The sequence below is a fragment of the Mesorhizobium sp. M1078 genome (assembly GCF_040318615.1).
Classification (GTDB): domain Bacteria; phylum Pseudomonadota; class Alphaproteobacteria; order Rhizobiales; family Rhizobiaceae; genus Mesorhizobium.
On record NZ_JAMYMP010000004.1, the window covers coordinates 63,753 to 88,690 of the forward strand.

General features: G+C 63.9%; 26 protein-coding genes and 1 riboswitch. Of the genes, 15 read left to right on the forward strand and 11 right to left on the reverse strand.

From position 1 onward, the window contains the following. Positions 1-24: 24 nt before the first annotated feature. The 5 genes from sucD to NKH38_RS08080 form a co-directional block, all read right to left on the reverse strand. Complete coding sequence (sucD, locus tag NKH38_RS08060; protein ID WP_023727684.1) at positions 25-924, reverse strand: succinate--CoA ligase subunit alpha; 900 nt, start codon at positions 922-924, stop codon at positions 25-27. 14 nt (positions 925-938) lie between these two features. After that, positions 939-2,123, reverse strand: coding sequence for a malate--CoA ligase subunit beta (locus NKH38_RS08065; protein WP_352762399.1), 1,185 nt, complete (start codon positions 2,121-2,123; stop codon positions 939-941). A gap of 18 nt (positions 2,124-2,141) precedes the next feature. After that, positions 2,142-3,116 (reverse strand): HpcH/HpaI aldolase/citrate lyase family protein, encoded by a 975-nt coding sequence (locus NKH38_RS08070; protein WP_352762397.1) that lies wholly within the window; start codon positions 3,114-3,116, stop codon positions 2,142-2,144. Positions 3,117-3,127: 11 nt separating this feature from the next. Further along, on the reverse strand, positions 3,128-4,318 hold the full coding sequence (locus tag NKH38_RS08075; protein WP_352762394.1) for an aminotransferase class V-fold PLP-dependent enzyme: 1,191 nt from the start codon (positions 4,316-4,318) through the stop codon (positions 3,128-3,130). 146 nt (positions 4,319-4,464) lie between these two features. Then, positions 4,465-5,085: a response regulator transcription factor gene (locus NKH38_RS08080; protein WP_032910960.1), complete on the reverse strand. Its 621-nt coding sequence runs from the start codon at positions 5,083-5,085 to the stop codon at positions 4,465-4,467. Between the two features lie 312 nt (positions 5,086-5,397). On the opposite strand from NKH38_RS08080, the gene mgtE reads away from it, so the two are divergent. Next, the gene (gene mgtE / locus NKH38_RS08085) at positions 5,398-6,816 is read left to right on the forward strand and encodes a magnesium transporter (protein WP_352762392.1); all 1,419 of its coding nucleotides are present in this window, start codon (positions 5,398-5,400) and stop codon (positions 6,814-6,816) included. 159 nt (positions 6,817-6,975) lie between these two features. Continuing rightward, positions 6,976-7,362 carry a MerR family transcriptional regulator gene (locus NKH38_RS08090; RefSeq protein ID WP_006203215.1) on the forward strand — a complete coding sequence of 129 codons (387 nt, stop codon included), beginning with the start codon at positions 6,976-6,978 and terminating at the stop codon, positions 7,360-7,362. Between the two features lie 301 nt (positions 7,363-7,663). Here the strand turns inward: NKH38_RS08090 and NKH38_RS08095 are convergent, their stop codons facing one another. After that, positions 7,664-8,170: a methyltransferase family protein gene (locus NKH38_RS08095; RefSeq protein WP_352762390.1), complete on the reverse strand. Its 507-nt coding sequence runs from the start codon at positions 8,168-8,170 to the stop codon at positions 7,664-7,666. Then, complete coding sequence (locus NKH38_RS08100) at positions 8,167-9,177, reverse strand: heparan-alpha-glucosaminide N-acetyltransferase (RefSeq protein ID WP_352762388.1); 1,011 nt, start codon at positions 9,175-9,177, stop codon at positions 8,167-8,169. The genes NKH38_RS08095 and NKH38_RS08100 overlap by 4 nt, the downstream gene beginning before the upstream one ends. 232 nt (positions 9,178-9,409) lie before the next feature. On the opposite strand from NKH38_RS08100, the gene NKH38_RS08105 reads away from it, so the two are divergent. After that, positions 9,410-10,609, forward strand: coding sequence for an MFS transporter (locus NKH38_RS08105; protein WP_352762386.1), 1,200 nt, complete (start codon positions 9,410-9,412; stop codon positions 10,607-10,609). Here NKH38_RS08105 and NKH38_RS08110 read toward each other — a convergent pair whose 3' ends face one another. After that, a complete protein-coding gene (locus NKH38_RS08110) occupies positions 10,610-11,773 on the reverse strand; it encodes an aromatic ring-hydroxylating oxygenase subunit alpha (protein ID WP_352762384.1) in 1,164 nt (387 codons plus the stop codon). A 134-nt stretch (positions 11,774-11,907) separates the two neighbouring features. Here NKH38_RS08110 and NKH38_RS08115 point away from each other — a divergent pair, with 134 nt between their 5' ends. From NKH38_RS08115 to cobO, 5 genes are all read left to right on the forward strand, one after another. Then, entirely contained in the window at positions 11,908-12,600 is a 693-nt protein-coding gene (locus NKH38_RS08115; protein WP_352762382.1) for a gamma-glutamylcyclotransferase, read from the forward strand. Between the two features lie 67 nt (positions 12,601-12,667). Beyond that, a riboswitch (cobalamin riboswitch) is annotated at positions 12,668-12,863 on the forward strand. A gap of 36 nt (positions 12,864-12,899) precedes the next feature. Then, positions 12,900-13,079, forward strand: a complete 180-nt coding sequence (locus NKH38_RS08120; protein ID WP_023670784.1) for a CbtB domain-containing protein — start codon at positions 12,900-12,902, stop codon at positions 13,077-13,079. 15 nt (positions 13,080-13,094) lie between these two features. Beyond that, entirely contained in the window at positions 13,095-13,898 is an 804-nt protein-coding gene (locus NKH38_RS08125) for a CbtA family protein (RefSeq protein WP_352762381.1), read from the forward strand. After that, positions 13,891-14,403, forward strand: a complete 513-nt coding sequence (gene cobU / locus NKH38_RS08130; protein WP_023710812.1) for a bifunctional adenosylcobinamide kinase/adenosylcobinamide-phosphate guanylyltransferase — start codon at positions 13,891-13,893, stop codon at positions 14,401-14,403. Before NKH38_RS08125 ends, cobU begins: the two co-directional genes overlap by 8 nt. A gap of 1 nt (position 14,404) precedes the next feature. Then, the gene (gene cobO / locus NKH38_RS08135) at positions 14,405-15,019 is read left to right on the forward strand and encodes a cob(I)yrinic acid a,c-diamide adenosyltransferase (protein WP_023739124.1); all 615 of its coding nucleotides are present in this window, start codon (positions 14,405-14,407) and stop codon (positions 15,017-15,019) included. A gap of 148 nt (positions 15,020-15,167) precedes the next feature. Here the strand turns inward: cobO and cbiB are convergent, their stop codons facing one another. After that, positions 15,168-16,145 (reverse strand): adenosylcobinamide-phosphate synthase CbiB, encoded by a 978-nt coding sequence (gene cbiB / locus NKH38_RS08140; RefSeq protein WP_352762376.1) that lies wholly within the window; start codon positions 16,143-16,145, stop codon positions 15,168-15,170. Here cbiB and cobD point away from each other — a divergent pair. Both cobD and NKH38_RS08150 read left to right on the forward strand, forming a co-directional pair. After that, positions 16,144-17,199, forward strand: a complete 1,056-nt coding sequence (gene cobD / locus NKH38_RS08145) for a threonine-phosphate decarboxylase CobD (protein ID WP_352762483.1) — start codon at positions 16,144-16,146, stop codon at positions 17,197-17,199. The two genes, cbiB and cobD, sit on opposite strands and share 2 nt — an antisense overlap. Next, positions 17,196-17,705 carry a tyrosine phosphatase family protein gene (locus NKH38_RS08150; protein ID WP_023690280.1) on the forward strand — a complete coding sequence of 170 codons (510 nt, stop codon included), beginning with the start codon at positions 17,196-17,198 and terminating at the stop codon, positions 17,703-17,705. The genes cobD and NKH38_RS08150 overlap by 4 nt, the downstream gene beginning before the upstream one ends. 9 nt (positions 17,706-17,714) lie before the next feature. Here the strand turns inward: NKH38_RS08150 and NKH38_RS08155 are convergent, their stop codons facing one another. Together NKH38_RS08155 and NKH38_RS08160 are read right to left on the reverse strand one after the other, a co-directional pair. Continuing rightward, a complete protein-coding gene (locus NKH38_RS08155) occupies positions 17,715-18,518 on the reverse strand; it encodes a creatininase family protein (protein ID WP_023670776.1) in 804 nt (267 codons plus the stop codon). A gap of 53 nt (positions 18,519-18,571) precedes the next feature. Beyond that, positions 18,572-18,955: a RidA family protein gene (locus tag NKH38_RS08160; protein ID WP_023670775.1), complete on the reverse strand. Its 384-nt coding sequence runs from the start codon at positions 18,953-18,955 to the stop codon at positions 18,572-18,574. A 255-nt stretch (positions 18,956-19,210) separates the two neighbouring features. On the opposite strand from NKH38_RS08160, the gene NKH38_RS08165 reads away from it, so the two are divergent. From NKH38_RS08165 to NKH38_RS08185, 5 genes are all read left to right on the forward strand, one after another. Then, the gene (locus NKH38_RS08165; RefSeq protein WP_023670774.1) at positions 19,211-20,215 is read left to right on the forward strand and encodes an ABC transporter substrate-binding protein; all 1,005 of its coding nucleotides are present in this window, start codon (positions 19,211-19,213) and stop codon (positions 20,213-20,215) included. A 2-nt stretch (positions 20,216-20,217) separates the two neighbouring features. Continuing rightward, a complete protein-coding gene (locus NKH38_RS08170; protein WP_352762372.1) occupies positions 20,218-21,042 on the forward strand; it encodes an ABC transporter ATP-binding protein in 825 nt (274 codons plus the stop codon). After that, complete coding sequence (locus NKH38_RS08175) at positions 21,029-21,880, forward strand: ABC transporter permease (protein ID WP_023753453.1); 852 nt, start codon at positions 21,029-21,031, stop codon at positions 21,878-21,880. The genes NKH38_RS08170 and NKH38_RS08175 overlap by 14 nt, the downstream gene beginning before the upstream one ends. Before the next feature lie 198 nt (positions 21,881-22,078). Next, entirely contained in the window at positions 22,079-23,380 is a 1,302-nt protein-coding gene (locus tag NKH38_RS08180; RefSeq protein ID WP_352762367.1) for a cytosine deaminase, read from the forward strand. Next, a complete protein-coding gene (locus tag NKH38_RS08185; RefSeq protein ID WP_352762481.1) occupies positions 23,380-24,783 on the forward strand; it encodes an FAD-binding oxidoreductase in 1,404 nt (467 codons plus the stop codon). Before NKH38_RS08180 ends, NKH38_RS08185 begins: the two co-directional genes overlap by 1 nt. The last annotated feature ends 155 nt before the right edge of the window (positions 24,784-24,938 follow it).

Here is a 24,938-nt window from a genome sequence, read left to right on the forward strand (position 1 = left end):
GCGGTCGAACGCGAAGGCCGCTGTTCAGGCGGCCTTCTTCATCCCCGCCAGCGTCTCTGCAACCACCTCACCAAACGACGACGGCGTCGGCACGATGATCACCCCGGCGTCCTTGAGGATCTCCACCTTTTCCTGCGCCGACTCGCCGAAGGCCGAGATGATGGCGCCGGCGTGGCCCATGCGGCGGCCTTTGGGGGCCGAAAGGCCGGCGATGTAGGCGATGAGCGGCTTCCTCATATTGTCGCGCGCCCAGATCGCCGCTTCGGCTTCCTGCGGTCCGCCGATCTCGCCGATCATCACCACGGCGTCGGTGTCGTCATCCTGTTCGAACAGTTTCAGCATGTCCTTGAAGGACGAGCCGTTGATCGGGTCGCCGCCAATGCCGACGCTGGTCGAGACGCCGATGCCGAGCGACTTCATCTGCGACGCCGCCTCGTAGCCCAGGGTTCCCGAGCGGCCGACAATGCCGACGCGGCCAGGCAGATAGATGCTGCCGGGCATGATGCCCATCAGCGCCTGTCCGGGCGTGATGACGCCGGCGCAGTTCGGCCCGATCAGCCGCATGCGGTCCTCGTAGCGGTAGCGCAGCATGTAGCGCTTGACCTGCATCATGTCCTGCGACGGGATGCCGTCGGTGATGCAGACGCAGAGTTTTATGCCGGCGTCGGCCGCTTCCATGATCGAATCGGCGGCAAAAGGCGGCGGCACGAAGACGATGCTGGCCTCCGCGCGGGTCTCGCGCACCGCGCCCTTGACCGTGTTGAAGACGGGTAGGCCAAGATGCTTCTGGCCGCCTTTGCCGGGCGTAACGCCGCCGACCAGCTTGGTGCCGTAGCGCTTCATGTCCTCGGCATGGAAGCTGCCGATCTTGCCGGTGAACCCCTGGACGATGACGCGGGTGCTGCGGTTGAGCAGGATTGCCATTTTCTCGACCTCCCTCAGGCTGCTTTTTTCTTGGTGGCCGCGCGCCAGGCGGCGACGGCTTTTTCGGCGGCTTCGGCCAGCGTGTCGGCAACGATCACCGCCTCGCCGGAATCAGCCAGGATGCGGCGGCCTTCCTCGGCCCTGGTGCCGGAGAGACGGACCACCAGCGGCACGTTGACGCCGACCTCGCGTATCGCCTTGATGACGCCTTCGGCGACCCAGTCGCAGCGGTTGATGCCGGCAAAGATGTTGACCAGTATGGTCTCGACATTCTTGTCGCCGAGCACGGCGCGGAAGGATTTGGCCACCCGCTCGGGCGAGGCGCCGCCACCGATGTCGAGGAAGTTGGCCGGTTCGCCGCCGGCGATTTTGATCATGTCCATGGTCGCCATGGCGAGGCCGGCGCCGTTGATGATGCAGCCGATGTTGCCGTCGAGCCCGACATAGGAGAGGCCGCGGTCGCTGGCGAAGGTCTCGCGCGGGTCTTCCTGGCTCTTGTCGCGCAGCTCGGAGATTTCCGGCCGCCTGAACAGCGCGTTCTCGTCGAACGACATTTTGGCGTCGAGCGCGATCAGATTGCCGTCGCGGGTCACCACCAGCGGATTGATCTCCAGCATCGAGGCGTCGTAGTCGCGAAACACCCGGTAGCAGCTGAAGATGGTCTCGGTCGCCTTGCCGATCAGATTGTGGTCGAGGCCGAGGCCGAAGGCGATCTCGCGCGCCTGGAAACGCTGCATGCCGACACCGGGATCGACCGATGTGCGCAGGATGGAATTCGGCGCCTTCTCGACGATGTCCTCGATCTCCATGCCGCCGGCAGCCGAGGCCACGATCATGACGCGCTCTTCCTTGCGGTCGAGGACGAAGCCGACATAGAGCTCCTGCGCGATATCGACGGATTCCTCGAGATAGAGGCGCGAAATCAGCTTGCCGCGCGGGCCGGTCTGCTGTGTCACCAGCTTGCGGCCGAGCATGGCCTCGGCCGCGTTGGAGATTTCCTCGTCATTGGCGCAGAGCTTGATGCCACCGGCCTTGCCGCGGGCGCCGGAATGCACCTGCGCCTTCAGCACCCATTTGCTGCCGCCGATCTCGCGCGCCCTGTAGGTTGCCTGCTCGGGGCTGTAGGCCAGCCCGCCGCGCGGCACATGCACGCCGTGGCGTGCCAGCAGTTCCTTGGCCTGATATTCGTGGATGTCCATTTTGTCCTCCCTGAACGGTCAATGCGTGGCGACGCGCGGCTCACTAGACAATTGACCGGCGCGTTCGATTGCCTCGTTGACCACCAGAACATTGCGCGCCATGCGTTCCGACGCGGCGTCGATCATCTTGCCGTCGAGGGCGGCCGCGCCCTTGCCCTGCGCCTCCGCCTCCTTCAGCACTTCGAGGATGCGCCGGGCGCGGGTGACCTCTTTTTCCGGTGGAGAGAAGACGTCGTTGGCGAGCGCGATCTGCGAGGGATGGATTGCCCATTTGCCTTCGATACCCAGCGCCGCCGCCCGTCTGGCGCCGGCGACGTAGCCCTCCGGATCGGAGAAGTCGCCGAAAGGCCCGTCAATCGCGCGCAGGCCATAGGCCCGGCAGGCGACGGTCATCCGCGACAGAGCGAAATGCCACTGATCACCGGGATAGTCGGGGTTGAGGCCGCCAATGTTGACCGTGCGCGCCTTGCAGCTTGCGGCATAGTCGGCGACGCCGAAATGCATGGCTTCGAGCCGGCCGGGTGTCGCGGCAATCGCCTCGACATTGGCCATGCCGAGCGCGGTCTCGATCAGTGCTTCGAGGCCGACGCGGGTCCCGAAACCCTTTGCCATCTCGATCTGGTTGACCATGGCCTCGACCATGTAGAGGTCGGCCGGCACGCCGACCTTCGGCACCAAAATGGTGTCCAGCCGGTCGCCGGCCTGCTCCATGACGTCGACCACGTCGCGGTACATGTAATGGGTGTCGAGCCCGTTGATGCGCACCGAGACGGTCTTGCCCTTGGCGCGCCAGTCGATGTCGTTGAGCGCCTGGATGATGTTCTTGCGGGCGCGCTCCTTGTCGGGCGGGGCGACGGCGTCCTCGATGTCGAGGAAGATGAAGTCGGCGGCGCTGTTGGCCGCCTTGTCGATCATTTCCGGACTGGAGCCGGGAACCGCCAGTTCGCTGCGCTGCAGGCGGAGTTTCTTCAGATGGTTGATGGTGTGGCTCATCGTTGGCTCCCTCAGGCGGCTTCGGCGACCGGCACGGTGGCCGAGGCGCGGAAGTGCTGGATGGCGGCGCCGACGCCGGAGCCGGGCGCCAGCCGTACGCCGCAGTCGAGCAGCGCCATTTCGGCGGCCGAGAGCGAGGCCAGCACCATCACCTCGTTCAGCCAGCCGAGATGGCCGACGCGGAAGACCTTGCCGATCACCTTGTTGAGGCCGCCGCCGAGCGCGGTCTGGTATTTCTGGTAGGCGCGCTTGACCACATCGCCGCTGTCGACGCCGTCCGGCACCAGGATGGCGCTGACCGTATCGGAGTGCCATTTCGGCGCCTTGGCGCAGAGCTTCAGGCCCCAGGCGTCGACCGCCTTGCGCACGCCTTCGGCGAGGCGATGGTGACGGGCGAAGATGTTTTCCAGCCCTTCCTCGGCGATCAGGTCGAGCGAGGCGCGCAGGCCGCGCAGCAGCTGAGTAGCCGGCGTATAAGGGAAATAGCCGGCGTCGTTGGCGCGGATCATATCTTCGAAGGAGAAGAAACAGCGGCGGTGGGTGGCGCTCCGCGAGGCCACCAGCGCCTTCTTGCTGACGGAGAGGAAACCGAGGCCGGCGGGCAGCATGAAACCCTTCTGCGAGCCGCTGACCGCGCAATCGACGCCCCATTCCTTCTGGCGAAAGTCGATCGAGCCGATCGACGAGACGCCGTCGACGAAGAGCAAAGCAGGGTGGTTGGCGTCATCGAGCGCGGCGCGGCAGCCGGCGACGTCGCTGGTCACGCCGGTCGCGGTCTCGTTCTGCGTGCAGAAGACTGCCTTGATGCGGTGCGCCTTGTCGGCCCTGAGCCGCTCGGCATAGAGCTCGAGCGGCACGCCGGTTCCCCATTCGCAGTCGATGACATCGACCTCGAAGCCGAGCCGTTCGGCCATGTCGACCCACAGATGCGAGAACTGTCCAAAGCGCGACATCAGCACGCGGTCGCCGGGGCTGAGCACATTGGTCATCGCCGCTTCCCAGGCGCCGGTGCCGGAGGAGGGATAGATGAAGACGCGGCCGGTCTCGTTCTTGAACACGCGCTTGATGTCCTCGAACAGCGGAAGCGTGAGATCGGGGAAGGAGGTGGCGCGCATGTCCTCCATCGGCAGGTTCATCGCCTGCCGGACCTGTTCGGGGATGTTGGTCGGTCCGGGAATGAAAAGATGGGTGAAACCGGCCATGTCGCGAACTCCTCCTGATCCAGCAAAGCGGTGATGGGGAGTTTCGTTTCGACGGCTAAAGGCGACAACACCTCAAGGGGTAACATCTTGCCGCGCGTGGGTGGGGGTTGCCTACCCGGGTGACCTACCCGCGGCTCAGCGCTTGCCTACCCGAACGGCTGCTTCTGGGTACGCCTCTCCCGCGCGTAGAGCGCCACGGCCATCGCCCGGTTGCGGACGTCGAGCTTGTCGTAGAGATTCTTGAGGTGATACTTCACCGTGTTCTCGGAAATCCCGGTACGCGTCGCGATCTGCAAATTGGTCCAGCCGTCGGATAGCACGGCCAGCAGTTCGCGCTCGCGCACGGTGAGCAGCGACAAGGGTGTGTCGTTGACCTTGTTGATGTCGATGTAGGGGATGCAGATGCGGCCATGCGCGACGGCCAGGATGGTCTCGAAGATGATCGCCGGATCGTCGAACTGGAAGCAGTAGCCCTGGGCGCCGAGCCGCACGCACTGCTTCAGGATGCCGATGTCGTGGTCGTTGGAAAACACCGCGATGCGCACGCCCAGCTTGCGGCTGTGAACCTCGGCCAGCACATCGGCGCCGTCCATGTCGGAGAGCTTCCAGCCGATAACGGCGACGTCGAATTCCGCTTCGGCTGCCAATTCCAGAAAATGCCTGCCGCTTTGCACGCAGGCCCTGAGATCGAAGCGCCCGTCGCAGTCCAGCATGTCGCGCAGCGCCGATATGACGAGCGGATTGCGTTCGGCGACGACCACGCGCACGCGCCGTTCCTCGATTGCCTTCTGCGTCTGTGACCTGATCTTCAAGGGCTTCCGGCTGTTCTGGTTCCTGGCCTGGGCGGGTCCGGCAGATGGCAGGACCTGCATCATGACAATTCTGCCCCAACCGTGCTCGGGTGCTCTTTCCCCAGCGACATGCGCTGTCGCGCCGCCTGAATCCTGGGCGGCGTCATATCCTGATGAAATCGCTCTCGCCCATATGCAGGGCGGGGCGCATTTCGTTTGATATTACCGTGCGTTGCGCGCTAGACCTGACAGGCACCTTTTCCGAAATTCCCATGGCGGGAGCCGCTGGTGGAACGCCAGGACGACCACACGACCGGCGCCAAAGCCGCTGACGATGCCCACGCCGACATCTATGGCGAGGACGGCGCCGTCCTGTCATCATTCCTCGCCCAGATCGGGGCGGCGATCGCCGATCGCGATACGCTGACGCTGAAGCGCGAAGTCGACGACCTGCACCAGTCGGAACTTGGCGATCTGCTTGAGACCCTGCACCCCGAGCAGCGTCGCGCCCTTGTCGAACTGCTCGGCGCCGACTTCGACTTCTCGTCGCTGACCGAGGTCGACGAGGCGATCCGCCGCGATATCGTCGACAATATGCCCAATGAGCAAATTGCCCAGGGCATGCAGGACCTCGATTCCGACGACGCGGTCTACATTCTCGAAGACCTTGAAAAGGAAGACCAGGACGAGATCCTGTCGCAGCTGCCGTTCACCGAGCGGATCAGGCTGCGCCGCTCGCTCGACTACCCGGAAGAGACCGCCGGTCGCCGCATGCAGACCGAATTTGTCGCCGTGCCGCCGTTCTGGACCATAGGCCAGACCATCGACTACATGCGCGAAGACAAGAACCTGCCCGAGCGCTTCAGCCAGATCTTCGTCATCGATCCAAGCTTCAAGTTGCTCGGCGCCATCGACCTCGACCAGATCCTGCGCACCAAGCGCACGACCAAGGTCGGAGACGTGATGCACGAGACGAGGCACGCCATTCCGGCCACCATGGACCAGGAAGAGGCGGCGCGGGACTTCGAGCAATACGATCTTCTGTCCGCCGCCGTCGTCGACGAGAACGAGCGGCTGGTCGGCGTGCTGACCATCGACGACGTCGTCGACGTCATCCAGCAGGAGGCCGAGGAAGATCTGCTGCGCATGGGCGGCGTCGGCGACGAAGAGTTGTCCGACAGCATTCTTTCGACCTCGCGCTCGCGCGTTCCCTGGCTGCTGGTCAACCTGTTGACGGCGTTCCTGGCGGCATCGGTGATCGGCTTGTTCGACCGCACCATCGAGCATATTGTGGCACTGGCCGTGCTGATGCCGATCGTGGCCGGCATGGGCGGCAATGCCGGTTCGCAGACCATGACCGTCACCGTGCGCGCGCTGGCGACCAGGGATCTCGACATCTACAATGCCGGCCGCATCATCCGCCGCGAAATGGGCGTGGGTTCCATCAACGGCATCATCTTCGCCGTGCTGATCGGCATTGTCGCGGCCGTCTGGTTCCGCGATGCCAATCTGGGCGGCATCATAGCGGCGGCCATGATCATCAACATGTTCGTGGCAGCCCTTGCCGGTATCCTGATCCCGCTATTGCTCGACCGGTTCAAGATCGACCCGGCGGTGGCGTCGGCGGTTTTCGTCACCACGGTCACCGACGTCGTTGGCTTCTTTGCCTTCCTCGGGCTGGCCACCTGGTGGTTCGCTATCCCTTGAGAAAGAGGCGTTGCGGGCTCAATTGACTTTTACGTAAATGTGGTGCGAGGCTTGCGCGGGGTTTCATGCCGAGTCCGGCTTGGAACGGGGTTGATCGGAATGCGTTTGGGAATCCTGAGCGACCGGGTGTTTTCCGATGTTCCGACATTTGGAGCAAAGATGCGGGAATATTATTCGATCACCGAACTGACCCGCGAATTCGACGTGTCGACGCGGACGCTGCGCTTCTACGAGGATGAGGGGCTGGTGCAACCGGTGCGGCGTGGCCGCACAAGGCTGTTTCGTCCGTCGGACCGGCATCTGATCCGTCAGATCATGCGCGGGAAACGGCTCGGCTTCTCGATCAACGAGATCCGCGAAATCATCCAGATGTACAAGGAACCGCCCGGCGAGGTCGGTCAACTCAAGCTGATGATCAAGCGCATCGAGGAAAAGCGCGAGGATTTGCGCCAGAAGCGCCGCGATCTCGAGGAGACGCTGGCGGAGCTCGACCAGGCTGAGGAGTCATGCGTCGAGCGGCTGGTGGAGCTGGGGGTTAATACCTGAGCGGTCCGTCGAGCGTTTGCGCGCCCGTCGCAAACGTTCGTGATTAGCCGGAGCCCTTCCACACTTCGTCATTCTAGGGCGAAGCAGGAGCGAAGCTCCGTCGCGGAGACCCTAGAATCCATTCCGTGACATCGGTCGTGGAGTGCAGCGGTAGAGAATTCTGGACCATAGCAACGCTCTGGAGTCGCGGCATGGATCCTCGGGTCTGTGCTGCGTCGCTACGCTCCTTGCTCCGCCCGTGGATGACGACGAGACGGATGCGCCAGCTAATCGCCAAGGTATACACCCCTGCCACGTCGCCTCAGATCCAGCGCCTGACCCGCTTCGTATAGTCGCGGTACTTCTTGCCGAATTTGGCGAACAGCACCTTCTCCTCGCTCTCGATGGCGACCTTCTGCGTTGCAAATGCCGCGATCAAAGCCAGCGGCAGGAACCATACGATCCCCGAGACGAAGGCGACGCCGATCAAAAGCAGCGTGTTGGCCAGATACATCGGGTTGCGCGTGACGCCGAACGGGCCAGACGTCACCAGATGCTCCGGCACGCCATTGGGGTTCATCGTCGTTTTGGCCCGGATCATGGTGCGGATAGCGGTGAACCAGAGGGCTGCGACGGCAAACAGCACCACAAAGCCGGCGGCAAACAAAAGGTCGCCCAAGAGGTCGCCGATCCAGGGCAGGGGATAGAACAGGCCGAGCACGATGCTGATGGCGATGGCGGCGATGTAGATCAGCGGCGGCCACGGGATCAGCCGTGGTCTCGGTAGATCGGGTTTTGCCAGCCGGGGTTTTGCCAGCTTGTCGGTCATTGTTGCCCTCCCTGCGTCATCGGACTCTCCTCCGTCCTTGCGGTGCAGATGCCGGCGAGTTCACCGAGATGCGCTTTGAACTCCGGGGTCTGGTCACCATTGTAGAGCCGGTCGAATGCCGCTTCGCTTTGCAGCGTGTCCAGCATGCACACACAATAGCTGGTGCAGAACTCCGTGTCGCGCTGCTGTTCGCAGGATACCTGGCATTCTTTGAGGAAGACCACTTCCCGTGTCTCGACCGGCGCCGGCGCGATCTGCGAGAACAGCCAGACGCAGCCGAACAGCAGCGGCTGGTGGATCAGGTAGAAAGCCAGGCTGTGGCGGCCGATGAAGGTGAGCGGCCTGGTCCAGCTTCCTGATCCCAGCGTGGCCAGCCGCGCCAGCAGGCCGGTGGTGGACGCAAACTTTGCCGCGGCGATGCCGAGAAGCACGGCGCCGAACCAGGGAAACAGCGGCACGTAATCATTGGAGCGCGGGTTGATCGCCGACAGGCCGACCCACCACAGCGGCGGATGATCGAAGGCTTCGGATCGGAGATAGAGGGGGACTGCGATCACCACCGCCGCCACGACCAGCGTCAGCCAGGAAGGCAGCCGCAGAAACAAAAGGCCGAGCAGGCTGGCCAGCGCGATCTGATGCAGGATGCCGAAGAAGATGAAGCTGTCCGGCGTGATGAAGTACGTGACCGCCGATATAGCGGCGGCCGCGACGGCGACCATGGCAAAACGTTTCCAGAAGCCGGTCCAGCGGATCTGCCTGCCATGAGCGAGAAACAGGCTGACGCCGACCAGGAACAGGAAGGTCGAGGCGATGCAGCGCGCATAGATCTTCCACCAGCCGACGGCGGTGAGGCCGGGGTCGGTGTAGTGGAAATTTTCGAGATCCCAGGTGAAGTGGTAGCTCGCCATGGCGATCAGCGCGATGCCGCGTACGACATCGATGGCGACGATGCGCTTCGGTTGATCTCGCTTCAGTTGATCTCCAGGGGGTGCGGTATGGATGCTCATGGTCTCGCGATCTGATTCAGCCCCAAAGACGACTATCACGGTTGCACCGGACAAAAGAAGGCCGCCCTCTAGGCTCCGGGTCGCGCCGTGCAGCTGCATCGGGCGGCGCTTTAGGCCAGAGCCGGAAAGCCTTTGGCCGAATTCGCTTTTTGCCGGGAAGGGGTCGGTTTCCTGTTACCGGCGGAGGAAGCGCCAGCGCAGATTTGGGCTGCGAGTCTGATTTGGGGATCAAATGTCCACCCATGTGCGCCATCCGATCTGGCTTCCGGCCCTGCGTCCGGCGGATGCCCGCACCTTTGCCTCGCTCTATGCGGTCGAATCCTTCGCCCGCGCCACGGTATCGAGCGTCATCCCGATCCAGGCCTATGAGATTCTGCACAACGAGCAGATCGTCTCGATCCTATACACCATCGTGGCGCTGCTCGGCCTGTCGGTGACCTTGTTCATGCCGATCTTGATCCGCAGGTTTGCCCGGCGCTGGGTCTATACCGCCGGCGCCTGCCTGCTGGCGATGGGCTCGCTGTTCTTCGTCACCCACACGCTTGCCGGGCAACTGGCAGGCATGCTGTGCCGCGTCATGGGGGCGAGCGCGCTGTCGATCACGCTCAACCTCTACATCATGGATCACATCCGCAAGACCGATTTCATGCAGGCCGAATCGCTGCGCATGGCGTGGTCGATGCTGGCTTGGACCGGCGGGCCGACACTCGGCATCTTCCTCTACACACGCTACGGCATCTATGCCGCGCATGGCGCGGTCGCGGTGTTGGCGTTGGCCTTGCTGGCGCTGTTCTGGACCTACAGGCTGGGCGACAACCGGTCGATCCGGCCGGGCAAGACACGGCCGGCCAATCCGCTGGTCAATATCGGCCGCTTCGTAGCACAACCCAGGCTTAGGCTGGCCTGGCTGATCGCCTTCGGCCGCTCCTGCTTCTGGACGACGTTCTTCGTCTACGGGCCGCTGTTCATGGTGATTACCGGCGAGGGCAAGCTTGCCGGCGGCCTGCTGATTTCGGCCGGCAATGCGCTGTTGTTCATGGCGATCTTCTGGGGCAAAGCGGGAAAACGCTTCGGCGGCCGGCGCACCATGACCTTCGCCTATTTCGCGATGTCGGCGACGCTGCTTGCGGCGGGCGCGGTCGGCACTACCGCGCCGCTGCTTACGGGCTTTTTCCTGCTCTGCGGCGCCTTCTTCACCATCGCGCTCGATGCACTGGGCTCGACCGCCTTCATGCGCTCGGTGCGGTCCTATGAGCGGGCGCAGATGGCCGCGGTCTACCGCACCTATCTCGACTTTTCCGAGCTGACGCCGCCGCTGGTTTATTCGGTGGTGCTGGCGTTTTTCGGCCTCGGCTCGGTGTTCGTGACGCTGGGCATTCTGGCCGCGGTTTGCGGCTTTATCACCTGGCGCTATCTGCCGAAGTCGCTTTGATCAGGAGGCCGCATGCCGCTCGCGCACCCAGTTGTGGAAGCGATGCAGATCATACTCCTCCTGCATCAGCACGCCGGCCGCGTGACGCATGGAGCGCAGGCCTTCCTGGTTGATCTCGCAGATCGCGGCATCCTCCTCCAGCACCTGGGTGCCGAAGGCGACGACATTGTCGATGTCCGTCTCAGCCAGCGCCTCGGGCGCGAACAGCCATTCGGCGGTGAGTTCGGTCTGTTCGGGACCGAGCGGCATCAGTCGCACCGTCCTGACATAATCGACATGGCCGACGATGAACATCGAGGGCAGGCTGGTGGCATAGGTCTGTCCGGCCGCACGCTCGGCTGGCGTCAGGCCCGGGAAGACCGGGCCATGGGCATGTCCGTCGCGCGACCAGGTCTCGGCGCCGGCGCGCAGGCCACCCGAAAACTCCGGTGCGTCATTGTCGGCATGGCGGACCCAGTCGGGGTCGTCGTGCCGGCTCATCAGGCCGCGGCCGTATATCGGCACCAGCCGAGACAGGTCCTTGTGGACGCCTGGGCAATGCAGGCACTCGTTGAAGTTCTCCCAGAAGATTTTCCAGTTGCAGTTCATCACCTTGCGCAGGACATGGCCTGATACCAGCGTTTCCAGCGGCCAGTTGGCGAGGTCGCCGGATGCGGGATCGAAGGAGGTCTCGGCGGAGCCGGCCGTCGCCTGCTGAAGGTTCACAAAGACAAAGCCGCGCCACACCGACAGCGCCACCCGGTAGAGCGGATGATCTGCCTTGTCGAAACCATCTGGCAGCGATTTCGAGGGAACGCGCACGAGATCGCCGCGCAGCGAGTAGGACCAGGCATGGTAGGGGCAAGTGATGAGCCGCGCTTTCAGCCGGCCCTCGCTTTCCTGGCAAAGCTGCGAGCCGCGATGCCGGCAGGTGTTGTGGAAGGCGCGCAACTCGCCGGTGTCGTCGCGCAGCACGACGATTTCCTGCGTGCCGACGCGGAATGTCCTGAATGCCAAAGGCTGGGCAAGATCGGCCTCGCGGCAGACGAGCAGCCAGCTTTTGTACCAGATGGCCTCGAGATCGCGCTGGTAAGCCTCGCTATCCCAATAGGCCGATGACGGTAGCGTCGGTTCGGCCCGGCTCAGGCCGTTATAGGGGTCGCGCTCGCTCGGGTTGGGATGCATGGCTGGCTTCCTATGAAGCGTCAGCCGACACCCCGGCAAATCGTTTGTCAATCAGAGTGCCGCATTGCCGGTTGCAGGCGCGGCGCATAATCATGTCGTGGACATGGGACATTCGGAATTGGGGGGATTCGGACGTGGCCGCACGACAGATGTCGCTTACGCCGGAGCTGGTCGCGCGCTGCTGGCGCGAGATCAGGGACCCCGGGCCTGATCCGGACGCGATGCATCTCGATGAAGCCGACTATGACGCGCTTCTGGATGAATTGCAGGTCGAACTCCCGGATAGCGAACCGCTATGGCTGTTCGGCTATGGATCGCTGATCTGGAAACCGGAAATAGATTATGTCGAGGACCGCGTTGCGCTGGCGCGCGGCTGGCATCGGTCCTTTTGCATGAACATGACGCGCTGGCGCGGCACCAAGGTCAGCCCCGGCCTGATGATGGCGCTGGACCGTGGCGGACAATGCAAGGGCGTCGCCTTTCGGCTGACCGACAATAACCGGCGCGAGCAGTTGGGCCGGCTTTTCCGGCGCGAAGTCACGCTGAAGCCGACAAGCTACCGGCCGCGCATGCTGAAGCTTGCAAGCGAGGCCGGACCGCTCAGGGCATTGGCCTTCGTGATCAACCGCAACGGCCTGACCTATTCAGGACCGCTCGACGAGGGCAAGGTCGTCGAAAGGCTGGCAACGTCCTGCGGGCACTGGGGGTCGGGCGCCGACTATCTCTACAACACGGTGAAAAACCTTGAAGAGCGCGGCATTCACGATCGCCATCTGTGGCGGCTGCAGCGGCTGGTTGCCGAGCGGATCACCGCGTTGAACCCGTAACGCCGCATGGCGCATTCGCGCTGTTGGCCGGCGGAATTTGGTTTGCCGGATGCGACCGTTTCAGCCTATAGTCATGCATGTCGTCGGTTCCGTTAGGGACCAAGAGGGAATGCGGTGAGGGCTGACTTGTTGCCCAATGCCGTGGCTGCCCCCGCAACTGTGTGCGGTAGTCCTCTCCAAGCCACTGGGGATTTTTTCTTCGGGAAGGTGGGGAAGGGCGCTGATCCGCGAGCCAGGAGACCTGCCGGCGACAGGGAACTGACTTCGATGCCCTCGGGTGGAGGGCGAAAGGACAAGATATGAATACCGCTTCCGTCTCCCTCGGCGCTTCCGTCTCCTCGCAGTCGCGCTTCATGCAGCTCGTGCTTAGCGCGTTTCTGGGCATTTTCGTCGTCGGCGTTGTCGGTTTCTCGCATATCGATGCGGTCCACAATGCGGCGCACGACTATCGCCATTCGATGGCGTTTCCCTGCCACTGACGAGGATCTGACATCATGAACCTGTTTCGCAACGTCGTGTTCATCGCGGCGATCGCAGGGCTCGTGGCGGGTGTCGCTCTCGCCTGCATGCAGGCCTACGCCACCGTGCCGCTGATCCTCAAGGCGGAGGTCTACGAAAAGGCTGGTGGCGGCCATGAGCATCAGCATGCCGCGGCGCCCGCCGCCAACGCTGCGGACACCGATGCCATGAGCACCGCCGCGCCGGCGGAAAATGCGGTGAGCAGCGCAGCACCGGCTGAAGCAGCCGCGCCGGCGGAGGACGAAGGCTGGGCGCCGGCCGACGGCTTCGAGCGTTTCGCCTTCAGTGTCGTCGCCAATATCGTCACCGGCATCGGCTTCGCGCTGGTCCTGGTGGCGGTTTCCGAGTTCGCCGGCGGCATCGGCAGCTGGCGCCAGGGCGTGTTCTGGGGCTTGGCCGGCTTTGCCGTGTTCACGCTGGCGCCGGGCCTCGGCCTGCCGCCGGAACTGCCGGCAATGCAGGCGGCCGATCTCATGCAGCGCCAGATCTGGTGGTGGGCAACGGTGATGACAACGGCGATCGGTCTTGCCCTTATCACCTTCCGCACGTCGGCGCCCCTGACTGTGCTCGCCGTCGTCCTGATCGTCGCCCCGCATATTGTCGGCGCGCCGCAGCCTGACAGTTTCGTAACGCCGATCCCGGAGGGCCTGCATCATCAGTTCGTGGTGGCGGTGACGCTGACCAATCTGGTGTTCTGGCTGGTGCTCGGCGCAGTTGTCGGTGTAGTGCGCGCGCGCTTCGCCGGCACCGCGACCAGCCTGCGCGACAGCTTTGCCTGATCGCAGTTTGACCTTCATCATCGGCGGTGCGCGCTCCGGCAAGAGCGCGCATGCCGAAACTTTGGCGACGGCGTTGCTGCCGCCATGGGCTTATATCGCCACCGCGCTAGCCTATGACGGCGAAATGCGCGAGCGCATCGCGCAGCACCGCTCGCGCCGTGGCGAGGGGTGGGCGACCATCGACGCCCCGCTTGATCTTGCCGGTGCGCTCGAGGCATTGCCGGACAACCAGCCGGTGCTTGTCGACTGCCTGACGCTGTGGCTGACCAATCATATGCTGGCCGATCATGATCTGGAGGGGGAGTGCCGGCGGCTGGCCGATGTGCTTTCGCGGCCGCGCGGACCGTGGTTCGTGGTCTCCAACGAAGTCGGACAAGGCATCGTGCCCGACAATGCGCTGGCACGCCGGTTCCGCGATGCCGCCGGCCGGCTCAACCAGCAGATCGCGGTCGTAGCTGATATGGTGCTTCTGATGGTGGCGGGGCTGCCGCTCAAGGTGAAATGAGATGACCGATATCGACACAAAAGACGAAGAGCGCCATCGCGCCAAGATGGCCAAGCGCAAGGCGGTGCAGGACGCCGAGGTCGCGGAAAAGACGGTCGAGAAGGGGCTGCTGATCGTCAACACCGGACCCGGCAAGGGCAAGACCACGGCTGCCTTCGGGCTGGCGCTGCGCATGCTCGGCTATGGCAAGCGCGTCGGAATCGTCCAGTTCATCAAGGGCAAATGGCACACCGGCGAGAAGGATGCCTTCGCGGCGTTTGGCGACCGCGTCGTCTGGCACACGATGGGCGAGGGTTTCACCTGGGAGACGCAGGATCTGAAGCGCGACATTAAGGCGGCCGAAGCCGCCTGGGCCAAGGCGCTGGAACTGATCGCCGATCCCTCGATCAGCCTCGTCGTGCTGGACGAACTGAACATCGCGCTACGCTACGACTATCTCGATCTCGACCGAGTGGTGGCGGCGCTGAAAGCGCGGCGCGAAGGTCTGCATGTCGTCGTCACCGGCCGCAACGCCAAGCCGGCGCTGGTCGAGGCGGCGGATCTGGTGACGGAGATGGGCGTGACCAAGCATCATTTTTCGGCCGGCGTGAAGGCACAGCAGGGGATTGAGTTTTGAGGGATTTCGTACCCTCCCCCTTGTGGGGAGGGTCGATCCGCGAAGCGGAGCGGGGTGGGGGTCCTCGTAGGGCGCAGTCCCCCGCCCCGGGGCTTCGCGCCGACCCTCCCCACAAGGGGGAGGGTAAAGGAAGGGCGACGATAAGCTCTCAGGACGTTACCGCGATAAGCACCGCCGACAGCAACCCGAACAGCCCAATCAGCAGATAGTCGGCGACCTGATAAAGTTTCAGCGCCTGCCTGATGTCCTGGCTTTCCGCCGCGCGCCTACCGCCTTCGCCCATATAGGCGTCCTCGACGATGACGCCGCCATAGCTGCGCGGGCCGGCGAGCGCCAGGCCGAGTGCGCCGGCCATTGCTGCTTCCGGCCAACCGGCATTGGGTGAGCGGTGCTTTTTGGCGTCGCGCCGCATTGCTTGCCAAGCGTTGCGGGGATCGGCGCCGTCAACGAGAAAGGCGGCGGCAACGATCAGCAACGCGGTCAGCCGGGACGCCGGCAGGTTGATCCAGTCGTCGAAGAGTGCCGCCGCGCGGCCGAAGGCCTCGTGGTGCGGGGTGCGGTGGCCGATCATCGAATCGGCAGTGTTGGCGGCCTTGTAGGCGACGCCGCCGGCCAGACCGCAGACACCTGTCCAGAAGGCGGGCGCAACGATGCCGTCGGAGAAATTCTCGGCCAGGCTTTCGATGGCGGCGCGGCTGACGCCGGCATGGTCGAGCTTCTCTGGATCGCGGCCGACGATGCGCGCAACCGCAATGCGGCCGAGCGCCAGGCCGCCGGTATCCAGCGAATCGGCCACCGCCTCGACATGTTCGGTAAGGCTCTTTTGCGACAGCAGCGACGAGGCCAGGATTGCCGTGATGATCATGCCGGCAGGAAAGAGCTGCCAGAGCAGGATTTGCACGATGAAGGCGATTGCCGCCGGCACCAGCACGATCACCAGCAGCGCCTGCACGCCGCGGCGGCGACGCAGCGCGTCGGAATCAGTGTCGCGGTTGAGCCTGAGGTCGAGAAAGGCTATCAGCCTGCCGAACCAGGTGACGGGATGGCCGACGGCACGGAACAGCCAGTCCGGGTAACCCAGGATGCGTTCGATGGCCAGCGACAGGAAAGCGATCAGGATCGACATGAAGCTTTCTGATGGAGCGATTACTGTGGTGGATCACGGTGGATCCCTTGGCCGGGCGAGGGCGCTCTTCCCTCACGCGCCACAACCTTTCGTCGATCTCTCGACAGGTATCAATCCGCACTCCTACCCGCTTTTCGAGCTGCCCGCCACCGCCCTGTCACGATTGCCGGAGGCCGCGCGCCTGCGTGAGCTGGCCAGGGTCGCGGCCGGCGCCTATGGCGCCCCTTCGGCCGAGAATGTGGCGGTCGCCCCGGGCACGCAGATCCTGCTGCCGCGCGTCGCCTCGCTGGTCAGCCCCGGCAAGGCGCTGGTGCTCGGGCCGACCTATGCCGAGCATGCCAGGGCCGCCGCGATTGCCGGCCATGCGGTGGCGGAGGTCGACGATTTCGAGGCGCTTGCCGGAGCCGAAATTGCCATCATCGTCAATCCCAACAATCCCGACGGGCGAGTCGTGTCGCGGGAAAGGCTGCTTCGGCTTGCCGAGACATTGCGCGCCATAGGCGGTCTGCTGGTCGTCGACGAAGCCTTCATGGATGTCGGCCCGCACGCGGAAAGCCTGGCCGGCGATGTCGGGCGGGGCGGCATCGTCGTGCTGCGCTCGTTTGGCAAATTCTTCGGTCTCGCCGGCCTGCGGCTCGGCTTCGCACTTTCCGATGCGGTGACGGTCGAAAGGCTTGAAACGCAATTCGGCCCTTGGGCGGTCGCCGGTCCAGCGCTCGAATACGGCATCCGCGCGCTTGCCGACAGCGGCTGGCAGGCCGGCATGCGGCGGCGGCTGGCGCAGGATGCGGCGCGGCTCGATGCGCTGCTTTCGCGCTTTGGCGTTGCTGTCGCCGGCGGCACGACGCTGTTTCGCTATCTCCGGCTTGCCGATGCACCGGGGCTGTTTTCGACGCTCGGTGAGCGCGGCATATTGCTCAGGCATTTTTCCGAGCGTCCCCAGGTGCTCCGCGCGGGGCTGCCTGGAAGTCAGGAGGAATGGCAGCGGCTCGAATCGGCGCTTGCCGACTGGCACGCACGGCGCGACGATGGGTCGAAGGAGATCGCGCCATGATCCATATCTGTTCGCTGGCAAAGCTTGAGGAGACGGTGGCCAAAAGCGGCGCCGAGCGCGTGCTGTCGCTGCTCGCTGCCGGCACCGAGGTGACGCGGCCGGCCTCAATCGCGAGGGAAAACCACCTGCATCTGGTCATGCACGACATCGCGGTGGCGCAGGACGGCATGACCATGCCCGGCGAAGGCCATGTGCGCAATCTGCTCGATTTCGCCCGGAAATGGGACCGCGCCAAACCCATGGTCGTCCATTGCTATGCCGGCATCAGCCGCTCGACCGCCTCGGCCTATATCATTGCGGCGGCGCTCGCCCCGAAGCGCGACGAAGTCGAACTTGCGCAGACATTGCGGAAGCTTTCGCCCTCGGCGACACCCAATCCACGGTTGATCGCCGTCGCGGATGCTCTTCTCTCACGACAAGGCCGCATGATCGAAGCGATCGAGGCGATCGGACGCGGCGCCGATGCTTTTGAGGGTACGCCTTTCGTGTTGAAGATCGACGGCTAAGGCGGCCCGCTATGCCAGCCAGTCGGCAAGCTTCGCCTTGCGCACATCCTTCAACAGGGTGATGAAGCCGTCGGCCTGATGCTCCGCCGTCAGTCGGCCTTTCTCGGCCGTGGCAATGCTGGCATCGCCGACCACGCCGTTGGGGTTGAGATCCCCAGCGATCCAGGCGAAAGCGTGCGTTCCGGTGTGGCGCAGCAGCGCAAATTCGGTTTCGGCGCGGGCGACCTTGGAGGCGAAATTGTCGGCCTTGGCCATGTCGACTAACTCCGGGCGAAAATGCAGCATCAACGAGGTCTCGACGTCGCCGCCATGGATGCCATGGCGGTCTTCCAGCTCGGTGTACATGCCGGCGGGGCGGCCGAAGCGCTGCCAGCTGGTCTTCACCGCCAGCATCCTCTCACGCACGCGCAGCTCGCGCGTGACGATGCCCATGATCTCTTCATTGCCGCCATGCGAGTTGACGACGATCAGTTTCCTTACGCCTGCGCGGGCAACGGACAGGCCAAGCTCGGTCCAGGCATCGACCAGGGTGGCCGCCGGCAGGGTGAGCGTGCCCGGCGCCTGCAGATGCTCGTTCGACTTGCCGACCGTTTGGACCGGCAGGATGCGGATGTCGAGATCGCCGGGCAGGCGGGCGATGACCGTCTCCAGCATGCCGTTCATGATCGAGGTATCGGTTGATACAGGCAAATGCGGGCCGTGCTGCTCGATCGCCGCCACCGGCAGCACGGCAATCGTCGCCTCCGGATCGATCGCGGCGTATTCGGTGGTCCGGTAGTCGCCCCACCAAACGCGTCTGTTTGCAACGGTCATGTCATGCCTCTTGACTGTGAGGGAGACCTAGCGCGCCAAACGTCGCCTGTCGATCACCCAGCCGCAATCGCCTCGACCTCGACCTTGAACTCCGGCCGCGCAAAGCCTGACACGATCATCAGCGTCGAGGCGGGCGCGGGGCTGGCAAACAAGCGGTCGCGGACGTCCATATAGGGCCGCAGAAAGGCGCGGTCGGTGACGTAGGCGTTTATGCGCACGATGTCGCCTAGCCCCAGCCCGGCTTCAGCCAGAATCGCCGCTATGTTTTGAAAGCAGAGCTCGGCCTGCGCGCCGGCATCCTCGGGGATCTGGTCGTCCGCCGTGATGGCGACCTGACCGGAGCACAGAACCAGCCGCTTGCCTGGCGGCACCTCGACCCCGTGGCTGTAGCGGGCGAAAGGCGGCTTGATCGACTTCGGCGCGAGGTATCTGAACATGGCAATCTCCTGTCTGCGAGACCAGCCTAAGACGTGACCGATAGTACGTTCAAGATGTGGTGCATGGCACAAGGGCGATTGTGGACAGGCGTCCAAAAAATAGGCACGATGCCTCCCGCACAGCATGACCCGTCCGGTGTTGGCAGTGACTGCCGCGCAAGCAGGCGGCCCGGGCGGTGGCATGTGTCTTGCTTCTTGGATCAATGGTGTCGAGCCCGGCGCGTGACGCTCCGGAGCCAACAAAGGGTGGTGTCGATGTACGGAAAACAGAAGATTTCAGCGCTTGCGGTCGCGCTGCTTGGAGCCGGCACGTTCGGCGCGGCAGCAAACGAGAAGGTCACCTTCGGCACCAACTGGCTGGCCGAGCCCGAGCATGGCGGCTACTACCAGGCCGTCGCCGACGGCACCTACGCTGCATGTGGCCTCGACGTGACGATTTCGCAGGGAGGTCCGCAGGTCAGCGGGCGGCCGCTGCTGCTGGCCGGCAAGCTCGATTTCTACATGGGCGGCAATCTGCTGTCGGCCTTCGACGCCGTCCAGCAGGGCATCCCGATGCGCGTCGTCGCCGCCGATTTCCAGAAGGACCCTCAAGTCATCATGTCCCACCCGGGGCAGGGGCTGGACAAGTGGGAGGATTTGAAGAACGCCGACCAGTACATTCTCGGCGACGAGGGCGTCCAGACCTTCTTCCAGTGGATGGTCATCGAACTCGGTTTCGATGCCGCCAAGCGCGTGCCCTACACCTACAACACCGCTCCATTCCTGGCCAACAAGAAGTCGATCCAGCAGGGTTACGTCACCTCGGAGCCTTTTGCGGTCAAGAAGGAAGGCGGCTTCGTGCCCAACCAGTTCCTGCTCGCCGACTATGGCTGGGACACCTATTCGACGACGATCGAGGTGATGCAGGACACGATCGACAAGCGGCCGGAGGTGGTCCAGTGCTTCGTCGATGGCTCGGCCAAGGGCTGGTACAACTACCTCTACGGCGACAACAAGGCCGCCAACGAGATGATCAAGAAAGACAACCCCGACATGAGCGACGAGCAGATTGCCTTCTCGATCGAGCAGATGAAGAAGTTCGGCCTGGCCGATTCCGGCGACACCGAAAAGCTCGGCATCGGCGCCATGAACGAAGACCGGATCAAGAGCTTCTATGACAAGATGGTCAAGGCCAAGGTCACGCCCGAGGGCATCGATATCAAGAAGGCCTACACGCTGGCCTTCATCAACAAAGGTGTCGGGATCGAGCTGAAGAAGTAGTCGTGAAGCTGGAAAAGATGGCGCAGGCGCCCATGACGGCATCGGGTGAAGGCCCGATGCTGCTGACGCTGCGCCATGTCGGCAAGGTGTTTTCCAATGGCGTGACTGCATTGAGCGACGTCGATCTCGCCATCCGCGAGGGCGATTTTGTCAGCCTTCTCGGGCCGTCCGGCTGCGGCAAGTCAACGGCGTTGAGGCTGATCGCGGGCCTGTCGACGCCGACATCCGGTCAGCTCGACTGGGGCGGTTCGATCGACCGCGCCAATATCGGCTTCGTCTTCCAAGAACCGACGCTGCTGCCCTGGGCCAATGTCTTCGACAATGTCTGGTTGCCGCTCAGGCTGAAAGGCGGGTCGCGTGCCAAGGCGGCGCCGGCGGTGATGGAGATGCTGGAGCGGGTGCACCTGACCGGTTTCGAAAACGCCGTGCCGCGCGAACTTTCCGGCGGCATGAAGATGCGCGTCTCGATCGCACGCGCGATGGTGACGAAGCCGCGCATTCTGTTGATGGACGAGCCGTTCGCCGCCCTCGACGAGATCACCCGCTTCAAGCTCAACAACGACCTTCTGGAGCTGTGGCAGGACGAGCGTTTCACCGTCATCTTCGTCACTCACAGCGTCTTCGAAAGCGTGTTCCTGTCCAAACGCGTCGTCGTCATGGCGGCGCGGCCGGGCCGCGTCCATGCCGAGCTTGCCATCCACGCCTCCTATCCGCGAGACGAGGTTTTCCGCACTTCGCCCGACTATGCCGCGCTCTGCCGCCAGGCCTCGGACATCCTGGTCAACGCCATCAACACATCAGCCGGACCGCACCATGACGGCCATTGACCAGAATGCCGCAACGCTCGACGCGGAAGAGGCGGGCCGCGTACGCCAGGAGCGGCTGGAGCGGATCGGCCGGTGGGTCTTGCCGCTGGCGATCATGATCCTGGCGATCTGGCTGTGGGACCGCATCTGCGTGTGGAACGCGATCCCGCAATATATTCTGCCGCGCCCCGGCGTGGTGCTGTGGACGCTCTATAGCGATGCCGGGCTCCTGTTCTCCGCGCTGCTGGTCACGTTGCGCATAACCTTTCTCAGCCTGCTGCTCGCGGTGGTCGGCGGCGTCGGACTGGCGGTGCTGTTTGCGCAATCGAAATGGGTGGAGATGTCGTTCTTTCCCTTCGCCATCGTGCTGCAGGTAACGCCGATCGTGGCGGTCTTCCCGCTCATCAACATCTATGTGGACAACCAGACGGTGAAGCTTTTGCTTTGCGCCTGGATCGTCGCGTTCTTCCCGATCCTGTCCAACACCACGCTCGGCCTCAATTCGGTCGACCGCAATCTGCGCGACATGTTCAAGCTCAACGGCGCGACGCGCTGGCAGCAATTGCGCTATCTCAGACTGCCGGCGGCCATGCCGTATTTTCTAGGAGGCCTGAAGATCGCCGGCGGCCTGTCGCTGATCGGCGCCGTGGTGGCCGAGTTCGTCGCCGGCGCGCAGGGGCAGTCGTCGGGGCTGGCGTCGCGCATCATCGAGGCCGGCTACCGCCTCAACGCGCCAAGGCTGTTCGCGGCGCTGATCCTGATCTCGCTCACCGGCATATTGATCTTCCTGGTGCTGTCGCTGATATCGCATCTCATCCTGCGCCGCTGGCACGAGAGCGCGCTGAAGCAGGAGCGGTAGGGGGTTGGGTGACGTGATTGAGATGCTGGCGCGAAACACCCCCCTCTGGCCTGCCGGCCATCTCCCCCTCAAGGGGGGAGATTGGACGTCATCCGGGATTTCGCCAATTATCGACGTTGGAAGACGGGTGCTGTCGGAAAAGCTGCCAATCTCCCCCCTTGAGGGGGAGATGCCCGGCAGGGCAGAGGGGGGCGGTCCTTGATACCGACCTCTGGCTCGTACCATCTCACCAACGTCCGCCTTCACCGGTCGCTGACATCAGGTCTTGCCCCCACTTACGACACCGACGGTTTCGCGCTGGCCGACATCGCCGTCGCCGACGGTAAGCTCTCCAGCATCGCCGCGCACAAGAAATCAAAAGCGCCAGCCACCGCCATCGACCTTGCCGGCCGCATCATCCTGCCGTGCTTCGTCGACTGCCACACCCATATCGACAAGGGCCAGATCTGGCCGCGCAAACCCAATCCCGACGGCAGTTTCATGGGCGCGCTCAATGCCACCGGCGCCGACCGTGCAGCGCGCTGGAGCGCCGAGGACGTGGCGCGGCGCATGGATTTCTCTTTGCGCTCGGCCTACGCGCACGGCACCAAGGCCTTGCGCACTCATCTCGACAGCGTGCCGCCACAGGAGGAAATCTCCTGGCCGGTGTTCGAGGCGATGCGGGAGAAATGGCGCGGCCGCATCGAATTGCAGGCAGCCTGCCTGCTCGGCATCGAAGGCGTGCGCGACAGAAAGTGGTTCGAGAGGCTGGCCAAGCGTGTGGCTGCGGCCAAGGGCGTGCTCGGCGTCGTCACCTATATGGTGCCGGATCTCGAAGAGCTTCTCGACAAGGTGTTCGCCGAGGCGAACAAGCACGAGCTCGATCTCGATTTCCACGCCGACGAGACCGACGATATCGCGGCGATCTCGCTGAAGAAGATTGCCGAGGCCGCACTCTGGAACGGTTTTGAGGGCAACATCCTGGTGGGACATTGCTGCTCGCTGGCGCGCCAGCCGGACCTCGACGTGCTCGACACGCTGGACAAGGTCGCCAAAGCCAAGCTTGCCGTGGTGTCGCTGCCGATGTGCAATCTCTATCTGCAGGACCGGCGCGCCGACCAGACCACGCCACGCTGGCGCGGCGTGACCTTGCTGCATGAGATGAAGGCGAGGGGCATCCCGGTCGCGGTCGCCTCCGACAACACCCGCGATCCGTTCTATGCCTATGGCGATCTCGACATGCTGGAGGTCTACCGCATGGCGACGCGCATCCTGCATTTCGATCATCCGGTCGGCGACTGGCCGCAGACGGTGGCGGCGACGCCGGCCAAGGTGATGCGGCTCGACGGTGTCGGGACACTGGCAGCAGGTGGCAGCGCCGATTTCATCGTCTTCAAAGGGCGGAGCTGGACGGAATTGCTGTCGCGGCCCGAATCGGATCGCATCGTCGTGCGCAACGGCCGAGCGATCGACAGGCAATTGCCCGACTATGCCGAGCTCGACGAACTGATGGTGGAATGATGGATGTTTCGGCGCTCAAACGCGATCTCGACGGGATAAAGCTCGACGACAATCCGGCCATCGTCCAGCAGAAGAGCCGCGACTTCTACTGGTACAGCCCGGTGCTGAAGCAGCAGCTCGACCACGTCACCGGCGACCTGATCGTGACGCCCAGGAACGAGGCCGAACTGATCCGCGTGCTTGCCGCTTGCCACCGTCATGGCGTTCCGGTGACGCCGCGCGGCAGCGGCACCGGCAATTACGGCCAGGCGATGCCGCTGTCGGGCGGCGTGGTTTTGAACCTTGCCGAGATGAACGAGATCAAGGCCATAGCGCCGGGCCGCGTCGTCACCGGGCCGGGCGCGATCCTCGCCGACATCGACAGAGCGACGCGCGCGCATTCCGGGCAGGAACTGCGGCTGTCGCCGTCGACCTACAACACCGCCTCGATCGGCGGCTTCATCGCCGGCGGCTCGGGCGGCGTCGGCTCGATCAATTTCGGCGGTCTGCGCGATTTCGGCAATGTGCTGCGCCTGCGCGTCGTCACCATGGAGGCGGAGCCGAAGGCGCTCGAACTCACCGGCGAGGACCTGCACAAGGTCACCCACGCCTATGGCACCAACGGCATCATCACCGAGGTCGAGATGCCGCTGACTGCAGCCTATGAATGGATCGACGTGATCGTCGGCTTCGACACTTTCATGCCGGCAGCCCGCTACGGCAACGCGCTGGCACGCCAGGACGGCATCCTGACCAAGCTGATCACGCCGATCGCTGCGCCCGTGCCGCAGCTCTATTTCAAGCGCCACCAGAAGTTCTTCCGGGACGGGCAAAGCATCTGCGTCGTCATGGTTGCCCGGCATGGGCTAGACGCGTTCCTCGCCTTCACCCGCCGCGCCGGCGGCGAGGTCATCTTCAATGCTGCGACGGCCACGGACGAAGAGAGGAAGGGCCTGCCGCCGGGCTTCGAGCTGGCGTGGAACCACACCACGCTCAGGGCACTGCGGGTCGATCCCGCGATCACCTATCTGCAATCGCTCTATCCGTTCCCCAACCAGCTGGCGCTGGTGGAGAAGATGGACGCGATGTTTCCGAACGAGGTCTTTTCGCATCTCGAATTCGTGCGCCTCGACGGCAACATCACCTGCTTCGGCCTGCCGCTGGTGAAATTCACCACCGAGGCGCGGCTCAACGAAATCATCCGGCTGCATGAGGAGAATGGCTGCCCGATCTTCAACCCGCACCGCTACACGCTGGAAGAGGGCGGCATGAAGCAGACGGATGAAATCCAGCTCGCCTTCAAGCGCGAGACCGATCCGCAAGGCCTGCTCAATCCCGGCAAGATGATCGCCTGGGAAAATCCGGATTACGACTATCGCTCGGGCCGGACTTTTTTGTTCAAGGGTTTGCAGAAAGCAGAATGAGCAGAGGTTTGAGCTTGAGCACCCCCCTCTGTCCTGCCGGACATCTCCCCCGCAAGGGGGGAGATTGGCAGCCTGAACGCCGCGGCCAATCTCCCCCCTTGGGGGGGGAGATGCCCGGCAGGGCAGAGGAGGGTGCCTCGCGCCCACCTCGCAAG

Excerpts from the sequence above, each read along its gene's own strand:
- sucD (WP_023727684.1), bottom strand. The coding sequence starts at position 924 with ATGGCAATCCTGCTCAACCGCAGCACCCGCGTCATCGTCCAGGGGTTC.
- NKH38_RS08065 (WP_352762399.1), bottom strand. The coding sequence starts at position 2,123 with ATGGACATCCACGAATATCAGGCCAAGGAACTGCTGGCACGCCACGGC.
- NKH38_RS08070 (WP_352762397.1), bottom strand. The coding sequence starts at position 3,116 with ATGAGCCACACCATCAACCATCTGAAGAAACTCCGCCTGCAGCGCAGC.
- NKH38_RS08075 (WP_352762394.1), bottom strand. The coding sequence starts at position 4,318 with ATGGCCGGTTTCACCCATCTTTTCATTCCCGGACCGACCAACATCCCC.
- NKH38_RS08090 (WP_006203215.1), top strand. The coding sequence starts at position 6,976 with ATGCGGGAATATTATTCGATCACCGAACTGACCCGCGAATTCGACGTG.
- NKH38_RS08095 (WP_352762390.1), bottom strand. The coding sequence starts at position 8,170 with ATGACCGACAAGCTGGCAAAACCCCGGCTGGCAAAACCCGATCTACCG.
- NKH38_RS08100 (WP_352762388.1), bottom strand. The coding sequence starts at position 9,177 with ATGAGCATCCATACCGCACCCCCTGGAGATCAACTGAAGCGAGATCAA.
- NKH38_RS08105 (WP_352762386.1), top strand. The coding sequence starts at position 9,410 with ATGTCCACCCATGTGCGCCATCCGATCTGGCTTCCGGCCCTGCGTCCG.
- NKH38_RS08110 (WP_352762384.1), bottom strand. The coding sequence starts at position 11,773 with ATGCATCCCAACCCGAGCGAGCGCGACCCCTATAACGGCCTGAGCCGG.
- NKH38_RS08120 (WP_023670784.1), top strand. The coding sequence starts at position 12,900 with ATGAATACCGCTTCCGTCTCCCTCGGCGCTTCCGTCTCCTCGCAGTCG.
- NKH38_RS08125 (WP_352762381.1), top strand. The coding sequence starts at position 13,095 with ATGAACCTGTTTCGCAACGTCGTGTTCATCGCGGCGATCGCAGGGCTC.
- cobO (WP_023739124.1), top strand. The coding sequence starts at position 14,405 with ATGACCGATATCGACACAAAAGACGAAGAGCGCCATCGCGCCAAGATG.
- cobD (WP_352762483.1), top strand. The coding sequence starts at position 16,144 with ATGAAGCTTTCTGATGGAGCGATTACTGTGGTGGATCACGGTGGATCC.
- cbiB (WP_352762376.1), bottom strand. The coding sequence starts at position 16,145 with ATGTCGATCCTGATCGCTTTCCTGTCGCTGGCCATCGAACGCATCCTG.
- NKH38_RS08150 (WP_023690280.1), top strand. The coding sequence starts at position 17,196 with ATGATCCATATCTGTTCGCTGGCAAAGCTTGAGGAGACGGTGGCCAAA.
- NKH38_RS08155 (WP_023670776.1), bottom strand. The coding sequence starts at position 18,518 with ATGACCGTTGCAAACAGACGCGTTTGGTGGGGCGACTACCGGACCACC.
- NKH38_RS08160 (WP_023670775.1), bottom strand. The coding sequence starts at position 18,955 with ATGTTCAGATACCTCGCGCCGAAGTCGATCAAGCCGCCTTTCGCCCGC.
- NKH38_RS08165 (WP_023670774.1), top strand. The coding sequence starts at position 19,211 with ATGTACGGAAAACAGAAGATTTCAGCGCTTGCGGTCGCGCTGCTTGGA.
- NKH38_RS08175 (WP_023753453.1), top strand. The coding sequence starts at position 21,029 with ATGACGGCCATTGACCAGAATGCCGCAACGCTCGACGCGGAAGAGGCG.
- NKH38_RS08185 (WP_352762481.1), top strand. The coding sequence starts at position 23,380 with ATGGATGTTTCGGCGCTCAAACGCGATCTCGACGGGATAAAGCTCGAC.